This window comes from Terrabacter carboxydivorans, from assembly GCF_039532035.1.
Lineage (GTDB): Bacteria > Actinomycetota > Actinomycetes > Actinomycetales > Dermatophilaceae > Terrabacter > Terrabacter carboxydivorans.
In genome coordinates, this window is the sequence record NZ_BAAARE010000018.1 from 34,870 (window position 1) to 52,716 (window position 17,847).

Here is a 17,847-nt window from a genome sequence, read left to right on the forward strand (position 1 = left end):
CCTGGGTGAGGGGGATCGCTCAGCGGCGACGGTCGCGGTCCGTGGTGCCGACCCCGCTCCAGCCGGGACGGCTGGCCCGGTTGCCGGAGGTCTGCCGGTCTCGGGACCGGTAGACGATGTAGGGACGGAAGAGGTAGTGCAGCGGTGCGGTGAAGGCGTGCACGAGCCGCGTGAACGGCCACAGCGCGAAGAGGAGCATGCCGACGATCGCGTGCACGTGGAACTGGATCGGGGCGGCCGCCATGGAGGCGACGTCGGGCCGCAGGAGGAAGACCGACCGGAACCACGGCGACACGGTCTCGCGGTAGTTGTGCGCCTCGCTGCCCGCGCCGACGCTGACGAGGGTGGTCCAGAGCCCGAGCACGATGGCGGCGACCAGCAGGACGTACATCAGCTTGTCGTTCCTCGTCGTCGCCATGAAGACGGGGCCGGTCGTGCGGCGGCGGTAGACGAGGATGAGGATGCCGGCCAGCGTGCACACCCCGGCGATCCCGCCGAAGAGCAGGGCGTTGAAGTGGTACAGCCCCTCGCTCACGCCCACCGCGTCGGTCCACGACTCGGGGATGACGAGCCCACCGACGTGCCCGAAGAAGACGAGCAGGATGCCGAAGTGGAAGAGGGGCGAGCCGATGCGCAGCAGCCGCGACTCGTAGAGCTGCGACGAGCGGGTCGTCCAGCCGAACTTGTCGTAGCGGTAGCGCCACACCGTGCCGCCCACGAGGCTGGCGACGCAGAGGTAGGGCAGGACGCCCCAGAGGAAGGTGCTCACGGCCGGCCTCCCGACGTCGCCGCCGACGGGACGGGCTGCAGCGGCAGCAGCCTGGGGTCGTAGGGCTCGAGCCCGACCGTCTCGGTCGGATGGGGCCCGGTCAGCCCGACCATCTCCATGACTGCAGCGCGGTCGTGCGGGGACTCCCCGGGCAGCGTCGCGCACACGGCGACGACGGCACCGGCATACGCACTCTGCTTCTCCTGCAAGGCGATCCGGAGCAGCTCGAGGCTGGCGCGATACTCCTGGAGGAGGGCGCACCCCGCGTCGGCATCCACCCGGGCCGCGAACTCGAGCACCATGGGGAGGTAGTCGGGCAGCTCGCCGTGGGTGTCGACGACGGCTCCACTGCTGCGGTATGCCGTCTTGAACCGACCCAGCACCTCCCCGCGTCGGCGGGTGTCCCCGTCGGTCCAGTACGACAGGTAGAGCGCGTGCTTGCGACTGAGGTCGAAGGTGTCGACGTAGGTGCGCTGCAGGCTCTCGAGGTCGTCGCCCCCGAGGTGCGTCAGCATGGGGAGCAGGTCCTGCGCGCCTGCCGAGTCGCCCTGCTCGTCGAGGGCCGCGCGGAAGGCAGGAAGGCGTGTCAGCAGCTCCGCGCTGGGGTAGTCGAGGCACGCGGCTGCGACGAGGTGCACGACCCGGTGGTCCTCGGGCGTGGGACGGCGACGGCGCAGCCCGATCACGAGGTCCCCCCACGGTTCTCGTCGGGGAAGAGCCCGGGCGGTGCTCCCCGCCCGTCCCAGTTGAGCAGGTTGACCCGCCCGCTCAGCTCACCGGGCGCCGTGGCCGTGACCGCCGAGTCGGTCGTCTGTCGCTGCTTGAGCGCGTTGAACGTCTCGACGGCCACGGGTGTGGGTCGTCCGCTTGCCTCACCGAACGGTCCGGACTCGTACATGCCCGGCCCCTCGTCGAAGTCGAGCGAGCAGCCGATCTCCTCGAGCTCGTGGGCGCGCTCGACGTGGGCAGTGGGGATGACGTAGCGCTCGTCGTACTTGGCGATCGCCATGAGGCGGTACATCTCGTAGAGCGTCTCCTCGTCGAGGCCGACCGCGGCCGGGATCGAGGGGTCCCCGTCGCGCCCGAGCGAGACGTCACGCATGTAGGCGCGCATTGCGGCGAGCTTGCGGAGCACTTCCGTGACGATGTCGGTGCGCCCGGCGGTGAAGAGCTCGGCGAGGTAGTCGACGGGGATGCGCAGGGACTCGATCGCGCCGAAGAGCACGCCTTGGTCCTCGGCGTCATGTCCCTGTGCCGCAAGCAGATCCACGACCGGAGACAGCGGCGGGACGTACCAGACCATCGGCATGGTGCGGTACTCCGGGTGCAGGGGCAGGGCGACGCGGTACTTCTTGGCGAGCGCGTAGACCGGTGACCTCCGCGCGGCGTCCATCCAGTCGTCGGGTATGCCGTCGCGCCGGGCCGCCGCGATGACCTCGGGGTCGCTCGGGTCGAGCAGGAGGTCGAGCTGCGCCTCGTACAGGTCAGACTCGTCGGGGGTCGCTGCCGCAGCCGTCACCCGGTCGACGTCGTAGAGGAAGAGCCCGAGGTAGCGCAGCCGCCCGACGCACGTCTCGGAGCAGACGGTCGGCAGGCCGACCTCGACGCGCGGGTAGCAGAAGGTGCACTTCTCGGCCTTGCCGCTCTTGTGGTTGAAGTAGATCTTCTTGTACGGGCAGCCGGTGATGCACTGGCGCCAGCCGCGGCACCGGTCCTGGTCGACGAGGACGATGCCGTCCTCCTCGCGCTTGTAGATCGCGCCGGACGGGCACGACGCCATGCACGAGGGGTTTAGGCAGTGCTCGCAGATGCGGGGGAGGTAGAACATGAACGTCCGCTCGAGCTCGAAGCGGACCTTCTCCTCGGACTCGCGGCGCACCGACTCGTTGAGCTTGGCGACGATCGGGTCGAGCTGGCCCATCTCGCTCGCGCCGCCGAGGTTGTCGTCCCAGTTGGCCGACCACGTGATCTTCGTGTTCTCGCCGGTGATGAGCGACTTGGGCCGCGCGACCGGGAAGTCGTCGCCGAGCGGTGCCTCGACGAGCGTCTGGTAGTCGTACGTCCACGGCTCGTAGTAGTCGGCGAGCTTCGGCTGCACCGGGCTGGCGAAGATGCCGAGCAGCTTCTGCACGCGGCCGCCGGCCTTGAGCTTCAGGCTTCCCCGGTGCGTCAGCGTCCAGCCGCCCTTCCACGTCTCCTGGTCCTCGTAGCGGCGCGGGTAGCCCTGTCCCGGGCGGGTCTCGACGTTGTTGAACCAGACGTACTCGGTCCCGGCGCGGTTGGTCCACGCCTGCTTGCACGTGACCGAGCACGTGTGGCACCCGATGCACTTGTCGAGGTTCATCACCATGCCCATCTGGGCCATGACACGCATCAGTACGTCACCTCCTGCGAGCGCTTGCGCACCGTCGAGACCATGTCGCGCTGGTTCCCGGTCGGGCCGAGGTAGTTGAAGGTGTAGGACAGCTGGGCGTAGCCGCCGATGAGGTGGGTCGGCTTGACGAGCAGACGCGTCACGGAGTTGTGGATGCCGCCGCGGCGACCGGTGGCCTCGGACTTCGGGACGTCGATGGTGCGCTCCTGGGCGTGGTGGACGTAGACGACGCCCTCCGGCATCCGGTGGCTGACGATGGCGCGTCCGACGAGCACGCCGTTGTCGTTGACGCACTCGACCCAGTCGTTGTCGGCGACGTCGATGGAGCCGGCGTCCTGGGGACTCATCCAGACGGTGGGGCCGCCACGCGAGAGCGAGAGCATCAGCAGGTTGTCCTGGTACTCCGAGTGGATCGACCACTTCGAGTGCGGCGTCAGGTAGCGCACCGTCACCTGCTTGCCGCCGTCGGCACCGAGCCTCGGTTCGCCGAAGAGCCGGTGCATGTCGAGGGGTGGCCGGTAGATCGGCAGGGCCTCGCCGACGTCCTGCATCCAGTCGTGGTCGAGGTAGAAGTGCATGCGACCGGTCAGGGTGTGGAACGGCTTCAGGCGTTCGATGTTGACGGTGAAGGGGGCGTAGCGCCGGCCCCCGGTCTCGGAGCCCGACCACTCCGGCGAGGTGATGACCGGCACCGGCTGGACCTGCGTGTCCGCGAAGGTGATCCGCTTCTCCTCGGAGCCCTCGGCGAGGTCGACGAGCCTCTTGCCGACCCGCTCCTCGAGGGTGCGGAAGCCCTGCACCGCGAGGTGGCCGTTCGTCGTGCCGGAGAAGGTGAGGATCGCCTCGGCGAGCTTGGCGTCGGTGTCGATCGCGGGTCGACCGTCACCGGCGCCGCCGAGCATGACGCCGTTCTTGGCGCCGAGGCGGGCCACCTCCTCGACGACCCGGTAGGTGACGTTCTTGACGGTGAAGCCGAGGGTGTCCGCCAGCGGGCCCACGGTCGCGAGCTTCTCGGCGATCGCGGTGTAGTCCCGCTCGACGACCTGGAAGACGGGCATCGTCCTCCCCGGAGTTCCGGGCTGCCCGGTCGTGCGCCAGTCGATCGCTCGGCCGCCCGGCTGCGCGGTCTCGCCGGTGGTGTCGTGCATGAGCGGCACGCTGACGAGGTCCTTGCGCACGCCCAGATGGGTGCGGGCGAGGTCCGAGAGCTTCTCGGCGAGCAGGTGGAACAGCTCGAAGTCGCTCTTGGCCTCCCACGGCGGGTCGATGGCCGGGGTGAAGGCGTGCACGAACGGGTGCATGTCGGTCGAGCTGAGGTCGTGCTTCTCGTACCACGTCGCCGCCGGCAGCACGATGTCCGACAGCAGCGTCGTCGACGTCATGCGGAAGTCGGCCGACAGGAGCAGGTCGAGCTTGCCCTCGGGTGCCGCGTCGTGCCACTTCACCTCGGACGGCCTCGGCGCGTTGGGGTTCTCGCTGCCCATGACGTTGTGGTGGGTGCCGAGCAGGTTGCGCAGGAAGTACTCGTTGCCCTTGGCCGAGGAGCCCATGAGGTTGCTGCGCCAGAGCACCAGGGTGCGCGGCCAGTTCTCCGGGGCGTCGACGTCCTCGATGGCCGAGGTCAGGGACCCGTCGTGCAGGGCACCGGCCACGTATGCCGCGGGGTTGGGGGCGGCGCCCGCCTCGACGGCGGCCTCGGCGTCCTCGGCCACCTGCAGCGGGTTGGTGCCGAACTGGGGGTAGAACGGCATCCACCCCATCCGGGCGGACTGCGCGATGGTGTCGGCGGTGTGCTTGCCGGCCAGATGTCCTCTGGCGAGAGGCGAGTTCAGCGAGTCAGCGGAGTAGCCGTCGTTGCGCCACTGGTCGGTGTGCATGTACCAGTACGACGTGCCGGTCATGGTCCGTGGCGGCCTGCCCCAGTCGAGAGCGTTGGCGAGCGAGATCCAGCCGGTGATGGGCCGGCACTTCTCCTGGCCGACGTAGTGCGCCCAGCCACCGCCGTTGCGGCCCATGCAGCCGGTGAGCACGAGAAGCGAGAGGATGGCCCGGTAGGTGGCATCGCCGTGGAACCACTGGCAGATGCCGGCGCCCATGATGATCATCGAGCGGCCTTGTGACTGCTCGGAGTTCGTCGCGAACTCGCGGGCGATGCGGATGCACTGCTCGGCGGGGACGCCGGTGATCTCCGCCTGCCACGCGGGCGTGTAGGGCTCGGACACGTCGTCGTAGCCGGTGGGCCAGCTGCCGGGCAGGCCCGGGCGCTCGACGCCGTACTGGGCGAGCATCAGGTCGTAGACGGTCGTCACGAGGTGACCGCCGACCCGACGGGCCGGCACGCCACGACGCAGCACCGACCCGGTGCCGTCCGGTTCGACGAAGGCCGGGAGCAGCACCTCGACCGCCTCTGCGGCGTCGCCGGCCATGGTGAGCGCTGGTGTGACGCCGTCGAGGTCGAGGTTCCACCGGCCCTTGCCGGAGTCGGCGTAGCGGAAGCCCATCGAGCCGTTGGGGACGACCGGCTGACCCGTCGTCGCGTCGAGCAGCACTGTCTTCCAAGCGTCCTCGTCGGCAGAGGCGTTGCTGTCAGCGGCGAGGTCGGCAGCGGTGAGGAACTTGCCGGGCACCAAGGCGCGGGAGCTCGCGTCACCCGGCGTGGCGGCATACTCACCCTCGGCGGCCTCGAGGCGGATGAGGAAGGGAAGGTCGCTGTAGGTGCGCACGTAGCCGGTGAAGAAGTCGACCTCGCGGTCGACGAAGAACTCCTTGAGCAGCACGTGGCCCATCGCCATCGCGAGCGCCGCGTCGGTGCCGGCCTGCGCAGGCATCCACTCGTCGGCGAACTTCGTGTTGTCGGCGTAGTCGGGGCTGACCGTGACGACCTTCGTGCCGCGGTAGCGCACCTCGGCCATCCAGTGCGCGTCGGGCGTGCGCGTCACGGGGACGTTGGAGCCCCACATCATGAGGTAGGTCGCATCCCACCAGTCACCCGACTCGGGGACGTCGGTCTGGTCGCCGAAGACCTGCGGGCTCGCGACGGGCAGGTCGGCGTACCAGTCGTAGAAGCTCGTCATGACGCCGCCGATGAGCTGGATGAAGCGGGTGCCGACGCAGTGCGACACCATCGACATGGCGGGGATCGGGGAGAAGCCGGCGACGCGGTCGGGGCCGTACTCCTTGATCGTGTGCACGTGGGCGGCGGCGGCGATCTCGACGGCCTCACCCCACGACGCGCGCACGAGCCCGCCCTTGCCGCGGGCGCTCTGGTAGCGCCGGCGCTTCTCCGGGTCGGTCGTGATCTCGTGCCAGGCGGCGACGGGGTCGCCGAGACGCGCCTTGGCCTCGCGGTACATCTCGAGGAGGACACCGCGGACGTAGGGGTAGCGCACGCGCGTGGGGGAGTAGGTGTACCAGGAGAAGGCAGCCCCGCGGGGGCAGCCGCGCGGCTCGTACTCAGGCCGGTCGGGGCCCACCGAGGGGTAGTCGGTCTGCTGCGTCTCCCACGTGATGATCCCGTCCTTGACGTAGACCTTCCACGAGCAGGAGCCGGTGCAGTTGACGCCGTGGGTCGAGCGGACGACCTTGTCGTGGCTCCAGCGGTCCCGGTAGAAGACGTCGCCGGCGCGTCCTCCCTCGCGGAACACCGCGCGGCCGTCGTCGGACTCCTCCCACCGCGTGAAGAACCGTCCAGTCCTGAGCAGTGCGGCGGATGCCGGGCCGTCGACACCGCCGCCGGCCTGCGCCTGGCTGGAACGGGAGGCGGCGCTCACGGGCGCTCCCACGGTCGGACGGTGGGGTGGGACAGGGAGCGCACGGATCCTCCAAATCGGCGACGGAGATCGTCCAAACGATCGGTTGCACGGCGCCCGAGGAAGGGCACAGCTCCGTCGTCCGCTCCTCGAACTGGGCCCACGCTACTGGCGCGAGGGCGTTTCGGCGCGGCAAACGCACCGCCAGAACGCCGAATTCGGACCCGGTTTCTCTTGTTTCTTCAATCGTCGCTATCCTCCAAATCAACGAAATGGAGAGTGCGTGCCTGAGAACGACAGTGACGTCATGGCGTCACCGACCCGCCGAGCCGTCCTCGAGCTGCTGCGGCAGGCCGACCCGGACCCGGGAGTCGGCGCGAGCGACGTCGCGGCGGCTCTGGGCCTGCACGTCACGACGGCCCGTTTCCACCTCGAGCGCATGGTGGCCGCCGGTGTGGTCACCACGTCGCAGCGTCGAGGGTCCGTCGGGCGCCCGCGCAAGGTCTACCTGGCGGACCCCGACCCCGCATCGCTCGCGACGCCCGAGGCCCTGCAGGCGTTCACGACCCTGCTGACGGGTGCCTGGTCCGCCGCTGCCGACGGGGTGCCGATCGACCCCGAGCAGGCGGGGCGCCGGTGGGTCGAGGAGCGCAGCGACGCGGTCACGCCTCCGTCTGCCGGCAGTCCCGGGGCCTGGCTCGGCAAGGTGGGCATGGCGGTCGACCTGCTCGAGGAGTGGGGCTACCAGCCCGAGCTGCGCACGGCCGCCGGTGGGCGAACGGTCGAGCTGACGCTGAGCGCCTGCCCCTTCCTGTCGATGGCCAGGGCCCACCCCGACGTCGTGTGCGGCATCCACCGAGGACTGATCCGCGGCACCATGGCTGCCGTGGGGGAGGCAGGCGCGACCGTCGACCTCGAGCCCTTCGTCACCGAACGTTCCTGCGTGGCCCGGCTGACCACGTCGGCGACCTTCCGCCGGACCGCACGCCCCTGACGACTGCTCGCGCCGAGTCCACGTCCGGGTGGGGATGCGCCCCCGCCGCTGGGTATGTCCTCGCCGTGAACGAGCCATCCGCGGACCCGGGTCCGTGTGCCGACCAGCTCCCGAGCGACCGGCCGGCTCCGAACGGCCCGAGTCGTGGCCTCGACCTCGCGGTCGCGCTGGACCTCGTCATGCTCGAGCGTGGGCTGAGTGCCGAGCAGGCCTACGAGCTGATCCGGCTGGGGGCCGAGCGGTCCGGTCGTGACCTGCACGCCGTGGCCACCGACGTCATCGACCTGGGGACCTCGCGCCTGCCACGCTGATCCCGAGCGGGCCCGGGCCGGTTCCGTCGCCGGAGACCGGGGTTTGCCGTGCTGGCGAGTATGCCGGGGAGGGCCCCGCGCCAGGGCGCTGGTGACGGGAGCCCGCCGGGTGCCGGGTCGGAGGGACCGAGGTCTACGGCGTGGACGGTGTCTCGTCGTTGGCGACGGCCTCGACCCAGTCCACCCCCGCGTCGGAGAGGCCCAGACGGCCCGAGTCGTCGAGGTCCGCCCACCACGCATCCCGGTCGACCGGGGAGGCGACGCCGAGGATGTCCTCGGTCACGGCGTCCGGCAGCGGTTCGCCGTTGTGGGCGACGAGCCACTCGCGGGTCTCGGGCGCCACCGCCCACCACCACGTCTCGATCGACATGCCACCACTGTCGCAGCGTGGCCCGACGCCCGTCGAGCGCTCAGGCCACGGGTTCCGCCACCGGGGTCCTGCCCTCGAGCAGCCGCCGCACGGCGAGGCGACTGACGAGCAGGGTGATGATGAGCAGCGTCACCGACACGAAGCCGCCGAGGCTGACGGCATCGCCGAAGACGAGGTCGACGGCCTTGAGCACGACGAACTTGCTGCCGACGAGGACGGCCCAGAGCAGCAGGCCCGCTCCCACCTTGCCCCCGGCGGTCCCGGCCGCCGTGAACCGCGCCCTCGCCCGCTTCTTGACCACCACCACGACCTCGAGGACCGCCTTGAGCAGGACGGCCGTCAGCAGCGACAGGGTGAAGGTCTCGCTGATCACGGCGGGGAGGTACTCGACGAAGAGCCCCAGCACCACGACGTAGACGAAGACGTCCACGACGTCGGCCGCGCGCGAGGCGGGCCCGGACGGCCCGGAGGGGCCGGAGGGGCCGGGTGGCCCGGATGTCTCTGTCGGCCCGACCAGCTCGGCCGGCCGGGCCGGCCCGGTCGGTGGCGACGCGTCCTCGGCAGGCACGAGGCCCACTGTAGGGCGCGCGCGTCGCCGTGACCGTGACATCGCCGAGGCCGGCCTCGTTGGGTCAGGACAATCCGGACACGCCTCGACGGCGAACCACGGACGCACCACCACGAGCGCGACCCGCCCCACCCCCGGCATCCCGGCCGCTCGTGCCCCGTTCCGAGAAGGGACCACTGTCAATGACGACAGCCTCCGGCAAGTCGCACGTCTCCCGCCCCACCCGAGTCCCCGGCTCCCCACCTCAGGGAGTGAGCCGAAGGAGGTTCATCGGTTTCGTCGTGGCCGGTGCCACGCTCACGGTCGCCGCAGAGGTCGGGGGAGCGGCCCCCGCGTCGGCCGCCGTCCCCAGCACTCCGCAGGTGGCCGAGCTCTACGACCTCGGTGACCTCCAGACCCACTCGGCCCTGCCGACGTCCCAGCTGATCACCATCACGGTCGACGACCACGGCCTGGCCCACTTCGCGATCCCCCGCATGGAGGTCGGCCAGGGCATCACGACGGCTGCGGCCATGATCATCGCCGACGAGCTGTCGATGCGTGTCGAGGACGTGCGCGTCACCCTGGCGCCCGCGCGGCCCGAGCTCGTCTTCAACCAGCTCACCGGTGGGTCCAACACGATGGAGTCGATGTTCACGCCGATCCGCGTGGCGGCCGCCGTGGCGCGGGGCGCCCTGCTGCAGGCAGCCGCGACGGCGCTCGGTGCGACCGTGGCCTCGCTCGTGGCCAAGGGTGGCGTCGTGACCGCTCCGGACGGCAGCAGCCGCACGTATGCCGAGCTGTCGGGTCCCGCTGCGAGCTCGACGACGACGGCCGTCGACGTCGAGCTGGCCCCCACCAGCTCGTTCGAGGTCGTCGGCAGGCCGCGCAACCGGGTCGACGCCCTCGAGGCGGTCACGGGCCGCAAGCGCTTCACCATGGACCTCCAGGTGCCCGACGCCCTGCCGACGATGGTGTGCCGCCCGCCGACGCTCAACGGCTCACCCCGCAGCGTCGACAACCTCGCTGCGGTCCGGGCGCTGCCCGGTGTGACGGACGTGGCGGTCGTCGACACCGGCGTCGCGGTGCGGGCCGAGACGTTCGGCCAGTGCATCGACGCCGTCCGGGCGCTCCGGGTGACGTGGGCCGGCGGCCCCGTCGAGGGCGAGTCCGACGACTCCGTGCTGAGCCGGCTCAAGGCCGCCGAGCTGCCCATGGCCGTCCCGAAGGTGCCGCTGCTGACGCAGACCGTCGACATGCGGTTCGAGTTCATGTTCCGCAGCAGCGCGGCGCTGGAGCCCAACTGTGCCATCGCCGACGTGCGCGACGACCGGGCCACTGTGTGGGCCGGTCTCAAGGCGCCGATCGTCGCCCAGCGCAACATCGCCAAGGCCCTCGGCCTGCCGGTCGCAGCGGTCACCGTCAACGTCGTGACCGGCGGAGGGTCCTTCGGGCACAAGCTCTTCGGGGACGCCGCGATCGAGGCCGCCAAGATCTCCCGGGCGATGGGCAAGCCCGTCAAGCTGATGTGGCACCGTGCGGACGAGCCCCGCCAGGGGCGGACGCATCCCATGGCGACCTCGCGCATCCGCGCCACCCTCCTGGCCGGCGAGGTGCTCACCTTCGAGCAGCGGCACACGAGCATCAGGACCGACTTCTCGCACGGCCTCGGGGAGCGCTTCACCGCCATGGCGGCAGAGCTGCCAGCGGGCCTGGGCAACCTCGGGCTCGCCGAGTCGATCTTCACCCTGACCCAGGAGCTGCCCTACGACTTCGGGGTCGTGACGCAGCTGCTCGACGAGGTCGACATGGGCTTCAACACCGGGAGCATGCGCAACATCTACTCGCCCGACGTGGCGTGCGCCAACGAGCTGTTCATCGACCAGATCGCCAAGAGGCTGGGCAAGGACCCCGTCGCGTTCCGGCTGGCCTTCCTGCGCAACGAACGCGTCAAGGCCTGCCTGCGCAAGGTCGCCGAGGTCGGGCAGTGGGGGCGGTCGATGCCCTCCGGCACCGCCCAGGGAATCGCGATCCACTCGGAGTACAAGGGTGCGACGGCGGTGCTCGTCGAGATCGACTGCCGGCCCGACACGGTGAACCGACAGGTTCGCGACGCGGTCACCGGGCCGCGCGTCACCAAGGCGGTCATCGCCATCGACGCCGGGCTCGTCGTCAACCCCCGCGGCCTCGAGGCCCAGATGATGGGGGGCGTCTCCGACGGCATCGCGCTCGCCCTCACGAGCAGCAACCACCTCGTCGACGGCCACTTCCTCGAGGCGAGCTGGGACAACTACTTCTACACGCGACAGTGGAACGTCCCGCCGACCTTCGAGTGCGTCGTCATGCCGTCGGACGCGCAGCTTCCGGGGGGTGCGGGCGAGGCAGGGGTCGCGGCCACCGTCGCGGCCACGGCCTGCGCCTACGCGCGGGCGACGGGCACCGTCCCCACGCGTTTCCCGATCAACCACGGGACGGTCTCGTTCACACCGAAGACCTTCGTCCCGCCCGTGCCGCCGTCGCCCACCGACGGCCTGGCCCACACCTACTGAGGAGCTCCCATGGCACAGCACACCTTCCGGGTGAACGGCGAGGCCGTCACCGTCGACGTCGCCGACGACGTCAGGCTCCTCTGGGTCCTGCGTGACGTCCTCGGCATCACGGGTCCGAAGTACGGCTGCGGGATCAACGTCTGCAAGGCCTGCACGTCCCACATCAACGGCAAGGCCTTCAACCCGTGCTCGGTCCAGGTCCAGGACGTCGGACCCGACGACGAGATCACGACCATCGAGGGCCTGCCCGACACGGTCGGTGCCGACCTGCACCCCATGCAGGAGGCCTGGCTGGAGCGCGACGTCGCCCAGTGCGGCTACTGCCAGCCGGGGCAGATCATGGCTGCGGTCGCACTGGTGCGCAAGGTGCGGGCCGAGGGTCGTCAGATCACCGACGACGACCTGGACGGCATACGCAACGTCTGTCGGTGCGGCACGTACAACCGGATCAGGGAGGCCGTGCGCGACGGAGCCGCGCGGATGTAGTCCTCTTGCGGGCCGCCGACCGCCCCGGTCGGCGGCCCGCGGCACGGTGACGGGTGCTCGGCACCCGCTCCACTTGTCGTCCCTTGCACCTTTCTTGAGACTTTCTTGCAGAAATCGGGCATTGCGGATGAATCGAGCGAATGGGGCTGGTAGACCTGTCCTCGGGACACCGGCCACAGGGACGAGGCCGGTGCTGCGACCAGGGAGAGACCTCGATGAGCACAACCACGCCGGGCGACGACGAGACCACGGCGACCGTCATGACGGCCACCGAGCGAGCCGCCATGCTCGACCGGCTCGTGCAGGCCTGCACGACGAGCGTGGTCGCTCCGGTCGGCGCCTCGCGGAACCGCGCAGGGCACTCCACGCGTTCACTCGTCATGTGGCGTTGCCCCTGACGGTCCGACCGTCAGGGTGAGCCGCACCACGAGCACCCCGCCGACCGCGGCGCCCCGCCCAGATGATCTGAGGGCACGGCCACCCGAACGCGGTCGGCGGGGCCTCTGTTGGGGCTCGGTTGGGGCTTGCCGCCGGCTCAGAGCTGGCGGCTGCTGAGCACCGACGACCGGTCGATCTTGAGGATGCCGCCGTCCCGGACGAGCGTGTAGGACGTCCGCTCCTCGAAGCGGCGCCCGTCGGCGAACGCGTAGCGCAGCGTCGCGACGACCGATCCGGGAGCCGAGCCCGTGGCCTGGCGCACCTGGACGGAGTCGACCGACGTCCAGAACTTCTCGTACGTCGACCGGCTGCCTGCGGTGGTCGAGCGGTAGCGGTCGGTCAGGCGGGCCCACCCTGCGTCGGTGTTGCCGGGCAGCAGCGCGTAGTAGTCGCGTACGGCCGAGGCCAGCTCGGCAGCCGTGGCTCCGGCCGGCGGCGCGGCCGTCGTCGCCGGCGTGGTCGAGGGCGTCCTGGAGGGCGTCGACGGGGTCGGCTTCGGCGTGGTCGCCGAGGGCGACGGGGCCGCGGTCGTCGACGGGCCGGCCTTCGGGGTGGTCGCCCGGGGCGCGGTGCTCGACGTCGCGGGCGGGGGTGCCGCCTGCTGGCTCGGGGCGTCGCCGGACTGGAGCGCCCAGGCGAGCAGCCCGGCGCCGACGAGCACGACGAGTCCGGCCAGCAGCACGAGCCCGCGCCGTCGCCGCCGGCCTGCGTCGTCGCCGACGACGGGGGTGCCGTGCGGGGGTGTGGTGTCCACCGGGTCGGGGTATGCCGGACGGCCCGACCCGCTGTCGTGCGCGGTCGCGTGGGTGGCGGCGTCCGGAGGCTCCGGCGCGACAGGCGGGTCGGCCGGCAGGTCGGAGGGCAGGTCCGAGGGCAGGGCCGCGAGCCCCGCGAGCGCTGCGGCTGCGAGGGGAGTCGTCGCCGGCGTCAGGTCGGTCGACGACGAGGACGACGCCGTCCCGGCGGCAGCGGTCGGCAGCACGCGGGTGCGATCGGGTCTCGGCTCGTCGGGCTCTCGGGCGGCCGCTCCGGGCGCGCGCCCCGAGGCGATCTCGGAGAGCCGCGCCGACACCTCGCGCATGGTCGGACGGTCCTCGGGTGAGGCGGCGAGCATCGCGAGGAGCACGTCGGCCAGGGGACCGTCCGACGGCGGCGTGATCGAGCCGGACGCGACGCGGTGCAGCAGTGCCATGGCGTTGTCGCCGGTGCCGAACGGGGGCGTGCCCTCGACGGCCGTGTAGAGCGTGGCGCCGAGGGAGAAGACGTCGGAGGCGGCGCTCGACGACGTGCCGCGGGCGACCTCGGGCGCGAGGTAGGCCGGCGTGCCGGTCACCATCCCCGTCGAGGTGAGCGAGGCGTCTCCCAGGGCGTGCGAGATGCCGAAGTCGGTGATGCGGGCCGTTCCGTCGTCGGCGACGAGGACGTTGCCCGGCTTGACGTCCCGGTGCACGATGTCCGCCCGGTGCGCGGCCGCGAGCGCCGAGGCGAGCTCGGCGCCGACGCGCGCGACCTCACGCGCCGGGAGCGGGCCGCGCTCGGTCAGCACGGCCTGCAGGCTCCGGGACGGGAGGTACTGCATGACGAGGCACGGCGCACCCTCGTGGTCGACGACGTCGAAGACGGGGACGGCGTTGGGGTGGTGCAGGCGGGCGGTGATGCGGGCCTCGCGCATGGCGCGGTCGTGGGCGACCCGGGCCTCGGCGTCCGGCAGGCCGACGGGGGAGTGCAGCTGCTTGACCGCGACCGCGCGGTTGAGCCGCTCGTCCCAGGCGAGCCACACGTGTCCCATGCCGCCGGCGCCGATCCGGTTCATCAGCCGGTAGCGCGCGGCGATGAGGACCGGCTGCTCGTCCACCATCCTCGTCTCCCTCCGGAGCGTGCTCGGGACCCCTGGGCAGAAGGCCACTGCCCGGGTGGGTCGTACCCAGACCAGCGCCCCATGCTGCCACTGCCGTCGTGGGCCGACGGACCCGCCCCCGTCCGGTGCGCCGGTCCGAGCCACTGGGTACGCGTGGGGCATGGCACCAGCAGACAACCCCTCGCGCGGCCCGGTCCGGCACCCCCTCGAGACACAGGATGACGCAGGCAGCGAGCCCATCGACACCCGAGGTGACACCCGAGGTGACACCCGAGGTGACACCCGCGGAGATACCTCCGGCCCCCGGTCCGGCGGCTCCGAGCCCGACAGCCCCACCGACCTGCCCCGCGCCTCTCTCGTCGCCGTGCTGAAGCGCGCCCGCGTCGAGTTCAAGCGGGACAACCTCACCGACCTCGCGGCCTCGCTCACCTACTACGGCCTGCTCTCCATCGCCCCGGCCCTCGTCGTGCTGGTCGCGGCGCTCGGCCTGCTCGGCCGTGACGCGACCTCGCAGGTGGTGAGCCAGGTCCAGGCGATCGCGCCCGGCTCGAGCGCGGACTTCGTGCGGACCCTCATCGCCCAGGCGCAGGCCAACCGGACCGGCGCCGGCCTGGGCGCGGTGTTCGGTCTGCTCGTGGCGCTGTGGTCGGCCTCCGGCTACGTGTCGGCCTTCATGCGCGCCTCCAACGTCATCTACGACATCCCCGAGGGTCGACCGATCTGGAAGACCGTGCCGATCCGGGTCGGGGTCACCCTCTTCGCGGTCGTCGTCATGATCGTCAGCGCCGTCATCGTCGTGGTGAGCGGTCCGGTCGCCCAGCAGGTGGGTGGCCTCGTCGGAGCCGGCGACACGGCCCTGCTCGTCTGGGGCGTGCTCAAGTGGCCCGTCCTGCTCGTGCTCGTGTCGGTGCTCTTCGCGGTGCTCTTCTGGGCCAGCCCCAACGCCAAGCAGGGCGGCGTCAAGTGGGTCAGCCCCGGAGGCATCATCGCCGTGGTGATCTGGCTCGTCGTCTCGGGCCTCTTCGCCGTCTACGTCGCCTTCTTCTCGTCGTACAACAAGACCTACGGCTCGCTGGCCGGGGTGGTCGTGTTCCTCGTCTGGCTGTGGCTGACCAACATCGCGATCCTGCTCGGCGCCGAGATCAACGCCGAGCTCGACCGCAGTCGGGCCATCGCCCAGGGCGTGCCCGAGGATCTCGAGCCCTTCGCGGAGCCCCGTGACACGCGGGCCATGGACGACATCGACAAGCGCGCCGTCGCCGAAGCCTCCGAGCGCAGGTCGCTCTGAGCGCCCCGGCCCTAGGGTGGGCACGTGGGAGACGCAGCACGCGCCCTGCTCGTCGGGTCGGCATCGTGCGGGGGCGACGGCTCATGAGCCAGTGGCAGGACGACACGAGGCAGCGCGTGCACGCCCTGGGCCGGGCGCTGCACCGCGCCGGCCCGGAGCGTGACGCGCTCCTCCTGCTGGTCAAGGCCGCCATCGCCACGGTGCTGGCCTGGCAGTTCGCGGTCCGGGTGCTGCACAGCCCGGTGCCCTTCTACGCCCCGATGGCGGCCCTGCTCGTCGTCGACCGCACCATGCTGCGCAGCCTCTCGGCGAGCGCCCAGCGCATCGCCGCCGTGGTCCTCGGGCTCAGCGTCGCCTGGGTCGTCGCCACCGTCTTCGGCGTCTACTGGTGGACGATGTTCGGGGTCATCCTCGTCGCCCTCGTCATCGGTCGGTGGTCGCGGCTCGGCGACCACGGCATCCAGGTCCCGGCCATGGTGCTGCTCTCGCTCATCACCGCCAAGGGGACCAACGAGGAGTTCACCTACCTCACGATCGTCGAGACGATCGCGGGCGGCGTCATCGGGGTGGCCACCAACGCGATCGTCTTCGCGCCGCTGCACCTGACGAAGCCGCGCCAGCGGGTCTCGGCCCTGGCCCGCCAGGTCCGCGAGCTGCTCGACGAGATGGCCGAGGGCCTGCGCGGCGACCTGGACGTCGAGGCGGCCAACCGGTGGTACCGCCGTGGCAGCGAGATCGCCGACCGCGCCCCGTTCGTGCTCGAGGACATCCGCACCGGCCGCGAGAGCATGAGGTTCAACCTGCGCGACAACCTGAGACCTGCCGACGTGGACTGGGAGGGCTACGAGCACACGGTGACGACCCTGCGCCGGACGCTCTGGCAGGTCACCGGGATCGCGCGCACGCTCGTCGACGCCGCCGACGACAGCCGTCACCAGCCGATGCCGTCGGAGTCCTTCCTGAACGAGTACGCCGACGCCCTGTCGGGCCTGGCGCGGGCCGTCTCGCAGTTCGGCCGTCACGACGACCGCGCCACGGCCGCCTTCGACAGCGGCGTCTCCCAGGCGTACGACGTCCTGACGAAGCTGAGGGAGGAGGTGCGCACGACCCCGCTGGAGGACCCGGACGAGTGGCCGGTCTACGGCTCGCTCATCAGCGACTCGCAGCGGGCGCTGGCCGAGCTCGAGGCCGCCCGGGAGGCGGCCGTCGTGCCGACCGACACCGCAGCGCTGCGCCTGCCTCCTGCCGAGTCGCCGGTCTGGGCCCGCCTGCGTCGGCAAGGCCGCGACCGTGGCGAGGATCACGGCGATCGCCGAGACGGCCCCGGGGACACCGCGTAACGCTCGCCCCGGCGGCCTCGTTCCCAGTGCACGCGTCCGAGAGGCGCGTGCCCAGCGCGGTCGTCCCGTGTCTGGTGAGAGCGGGTCAGGGACCTCACCACGCCGCCGTCCGCCGACGAGAGGAGTCCTCCCGTGCCGGAACCGACGCGCTTCCCGGGTCCCTCCGTCACCCCGCCGGGGGAGCCGTTCCGGTGCTGGACCTGGCCCGCGGCCCAGCACCGCTCGACGCCCGGGGCGCTCGGGGTCGGCCGGCGGCGCCGGCGCCTGCTGCGCGCCGCCGTGTGCCCGAGGCAGGTCGGCGGCCGTGAGCACGACAGCCCGCCCCCCGCTTGACTTCGAGTGTGCTCCAAGGCTGACCATGGGTGGGTGACTGTCACTGCACCGGTCGAGGGAATGACCATCGCCGAGGCCGCCGAGCGGACCGGCCTGACCCCGCACACCCTGCGCTACTACGAGCGCGACGGACTCATGCTGCGCGGGGTCGGCCGGACGAGCTCGGGCCATCGGGTCTACACCGACACCGACCTGACGTGGGTCACGATGCTGACGCGCCTGCGCGCGACCGGGATGTCGATCCGCGAGGTCAAGGCGTATGCCGCGCTGTGTCGGCAGGGCGACGGCAACGAGACCGAGCGCCTCGCCCTGCTGCAGACCCACCGTGCCCGGGTGCTCGCGCAGGTGGCCGAGGTCCACGACCACCTCGCGGCCATCGACGTCAAGATCGACATGTACGCCTCCCGCCTCGCCCGGGTCGAGGCCTGAGGGCGGGTCCGA

Annotated in this window: 16 protein-coding genes; 9 read left to right on the top strand and 7 right to left on the bottom strand. The window is 71.4% G+C overall.

The features are described from left to right. Positions 1–19: 19 nt before the first annotated feature. The 4 genes from narI to ABD297_RS18115 are packed head-to-tail and all read right to left on the bottom strand — an operon-like array spanning position 20 to position 6,925. On the bottom strand, positions 20–769 hold the full coding sequence (gene narI / locus ABD297_RS18100) for a respiratory nitrate reductase subunit gamma (RefSeq protein ID WP_344256464.1): 750 nt from the start codon (positions 767–769) through the stop codon (positions 20–22). Continuing rightward, entirely contained in the window at positions 766–1,455 is a 690-nt protein-coding gene (gene narJ / locus ABD297_RS18105; protein ID WP_344256465.1) for a nitrate reductase molybdenum cofactor assembly chaperone, read from the bottom strand. Before narJ ends, narI begins: the two co-directional genes overlap by 4 nt. Continuing rightward, the gene (gene narH, locus ABD297_RS18110; protein ID WP_344256466.1) at positions 1,452–3,143 is read right to left on the bottom strand and encodes a nitrate reductase subunit beta; all 1,692 of its coding nucleotides are present in this window, start codon (positions 3,141–3,143) and stop codon (positions 1,452–1,454) included. The genes narJ and narH overlap by 4 nt, the downstream gene beginning before the upstream one ends. Next, positions 3,143–6,925, bottom strand: coding sequence for a nitrate reductase subunit alpha (locus ABD297_RS18115; RefSeq protein WP_344256467.1), 3,783 nt, complete (start codon positions 6,923–6,925; stop codon positions 3,143–3,145). Before ABD297_RS18115 ends, narH begins: the two co-directional genes overlap by 1 nt. Positions 6,926–7,199: 274 nt before the next feature. On the opposite strand from ABD297_RS18115, the gene ABD297_RS18120 reads away from it, so the two are divergent. Continuing rightward, positions 7,200–7,886 (top strand): helix-turn-helix transcriptional regulator, encoded by a 687-nt coding sequence (locus ABD297_RS18120; protein ID WP_344256468.1) that lies wholly within the window; start codon positions 7,200–7,202, stop codon positions 7,884–7,886. 65 nt (positions 7,887–7,951) lie between these two features. Further along, positions 7,952–8,197: an ANTAR domain-containing protein gene (locus tag ABD297_RS18125; RefSeq protein ID WP_344256469.1), complete on the top strand. Its 246-nt coding sequence runs from the start codon at positions 7,952–7,954 to the stop codon at positions 8,195–8,197. Between the two features lie 133 nt (positions 8,198–8,330). Here the strand turns inward: ABD297_RS18125 and ABD297_RS18130 are convergent, their stop codons facing one another. Together ABD297_RS18130 and ABD297_RS18135 are read right to left on the bottom strand one after the other, a co-directional pair. Continuing rightward, complete coding sequence (locus tag ABD297_RS18130) at positions 8,331–8,567, bottom strand: hypothetical protein (RefSeq protein ID WP_344256470.1); 237 nt, start codon at positions 8,565–8,567, stop codon at positions 8,331–8,333. Positions 8,568–8,607: 40 nt separating this feature from the next. Then, entirely contained in the window at positions 8,608–9,135 is a 528-nt protein-coding gene (locus ABD297_RS18135) for a hypothetical protein (protein ID WP_344256471.1), read from the bottom strand. 251 nt (positions 9,136–9,386) lie between these two features. On the opposite strand from ABD297_RS18135, the gene ABD297_RS18140 reads away from it, so the two are divergent. The 3 genes from ABD297_RS18140 to ABD297_RS18150 all read left to right on the top strand — a co-directional run bounded on the left by ABD297_RS18140 (position 9,387) and on the right by ABD297_RS18150 (position 12,547). Continuing rightward, a complete protein-coding gene (locus ABD297_RS18140; protein WP_344256472.1) occupies positions 9,387–11,663 on the top strand; it encodes a molybdopterin cofactor-binding domain-containing protein in 2,277 nt (758 codons plus the stop codon). 9 nt (positions 11,664–11,672) lie between these two features. After that, the gene (locus ABD297_RS18145) at positions 11,673–12,149 is read left to right on the top strand and encodes a (2Fe-2S)-binding protein (RefSeq protein ID WP_344256473.1); all 477 of its coding nucleotides are present in this window, start codon (positions 11,673–11,675) and stop codon (positions 12,147–12,149) included. 215 nt (positions 12,150–12,364) lie between these two features. Beyond that, the gene (locus ABD297_RS18150; RefSeq protein WP_344256474.1) at positions 12,365–12,547 is read left to right on the top strand and encodes a hypothetical protein; all 183 of its coding nucleotides are present in this window, start codon (positions 12,365–12,367) and stop codon (positions 12,545–12,547) included. Between the two features lie 137 nt (positions 12,548–12,684). Here ABD297_RS18150 and ABD297_RS18155 read toward each other — a convergent pair whose 3' ends face one another. Next, positions 12,685–14,445, bottom strand: a complete 1,761-nt coding sequence (locus tag ABD297_RS18155) for a serine/threonine-protein kinase (RefSeq protein ID WP_344256475.1) — start codon at positions 14,443–14,445, stop codon at positions 12,685–12,687. Between the two features lie 160 nt (positions 14,446–14,605). Here ABD297_RS18155 and ABD297_RS18160 point away from each other — a divergent pair, with 160 nt between their 5' ends. The 4 genes from ABD297_RS18160 to ABD297_RS18175 all read left to right on the top strand — a co-directional run bounded on the left by ABD297_RS18160 (position 14,606) and on the right by ABD297_RS18175 (position 17,835). Then, positions 14,606–15,733 carry a YihY/virulence factor BrkB family protein gene (locus ABD297_RS18160; protein WP_344256476.1) on the top strand — a complete coding sequence of 376 codons (1,128 nt, stop codon included), beginning with the start codon at positions 14,606–14,608 and terminating at the stop codon, positions 15,731–15,733. 83 nt (positions 15,734–15,816) lie between these two features. Next, on the top strand, positions 15,817–17,073 hold the full coding sequence (locus ABD297_RS18165) for an FUSC family protein (RefSeq protein ID WP_344256477.1): 1,257 nt from the start codon (positions 15,817–15,819) through the stop codon (positions 17,071–17,073). 132 nt (positions 17,074–17,205) lie between these two features. After that, complete coding sequence (locus ABD297_RS18170) at positions 17,206–17,406, top strand: hypothetical protein (RefSeq protein WP_344256478.1); 201 nt, start codon at positions 17,206–17,208, stop codon at positions 17,404–17,406. A gap of 33 nt (positions 17,407–17,439) precedes the next feature. After that, positions 17,440–17,835, top strand: coding sequence for a MerR family transcriptional regulator (locus ABD297_RS18175; RefSeq protein WP_344256479.1), 396 nt, complete (start codon positions 17,440–17,442; stop codon positions 17,833–17,835). Positions 17,836–17,847: the final 12 nt, after the last annotated feature.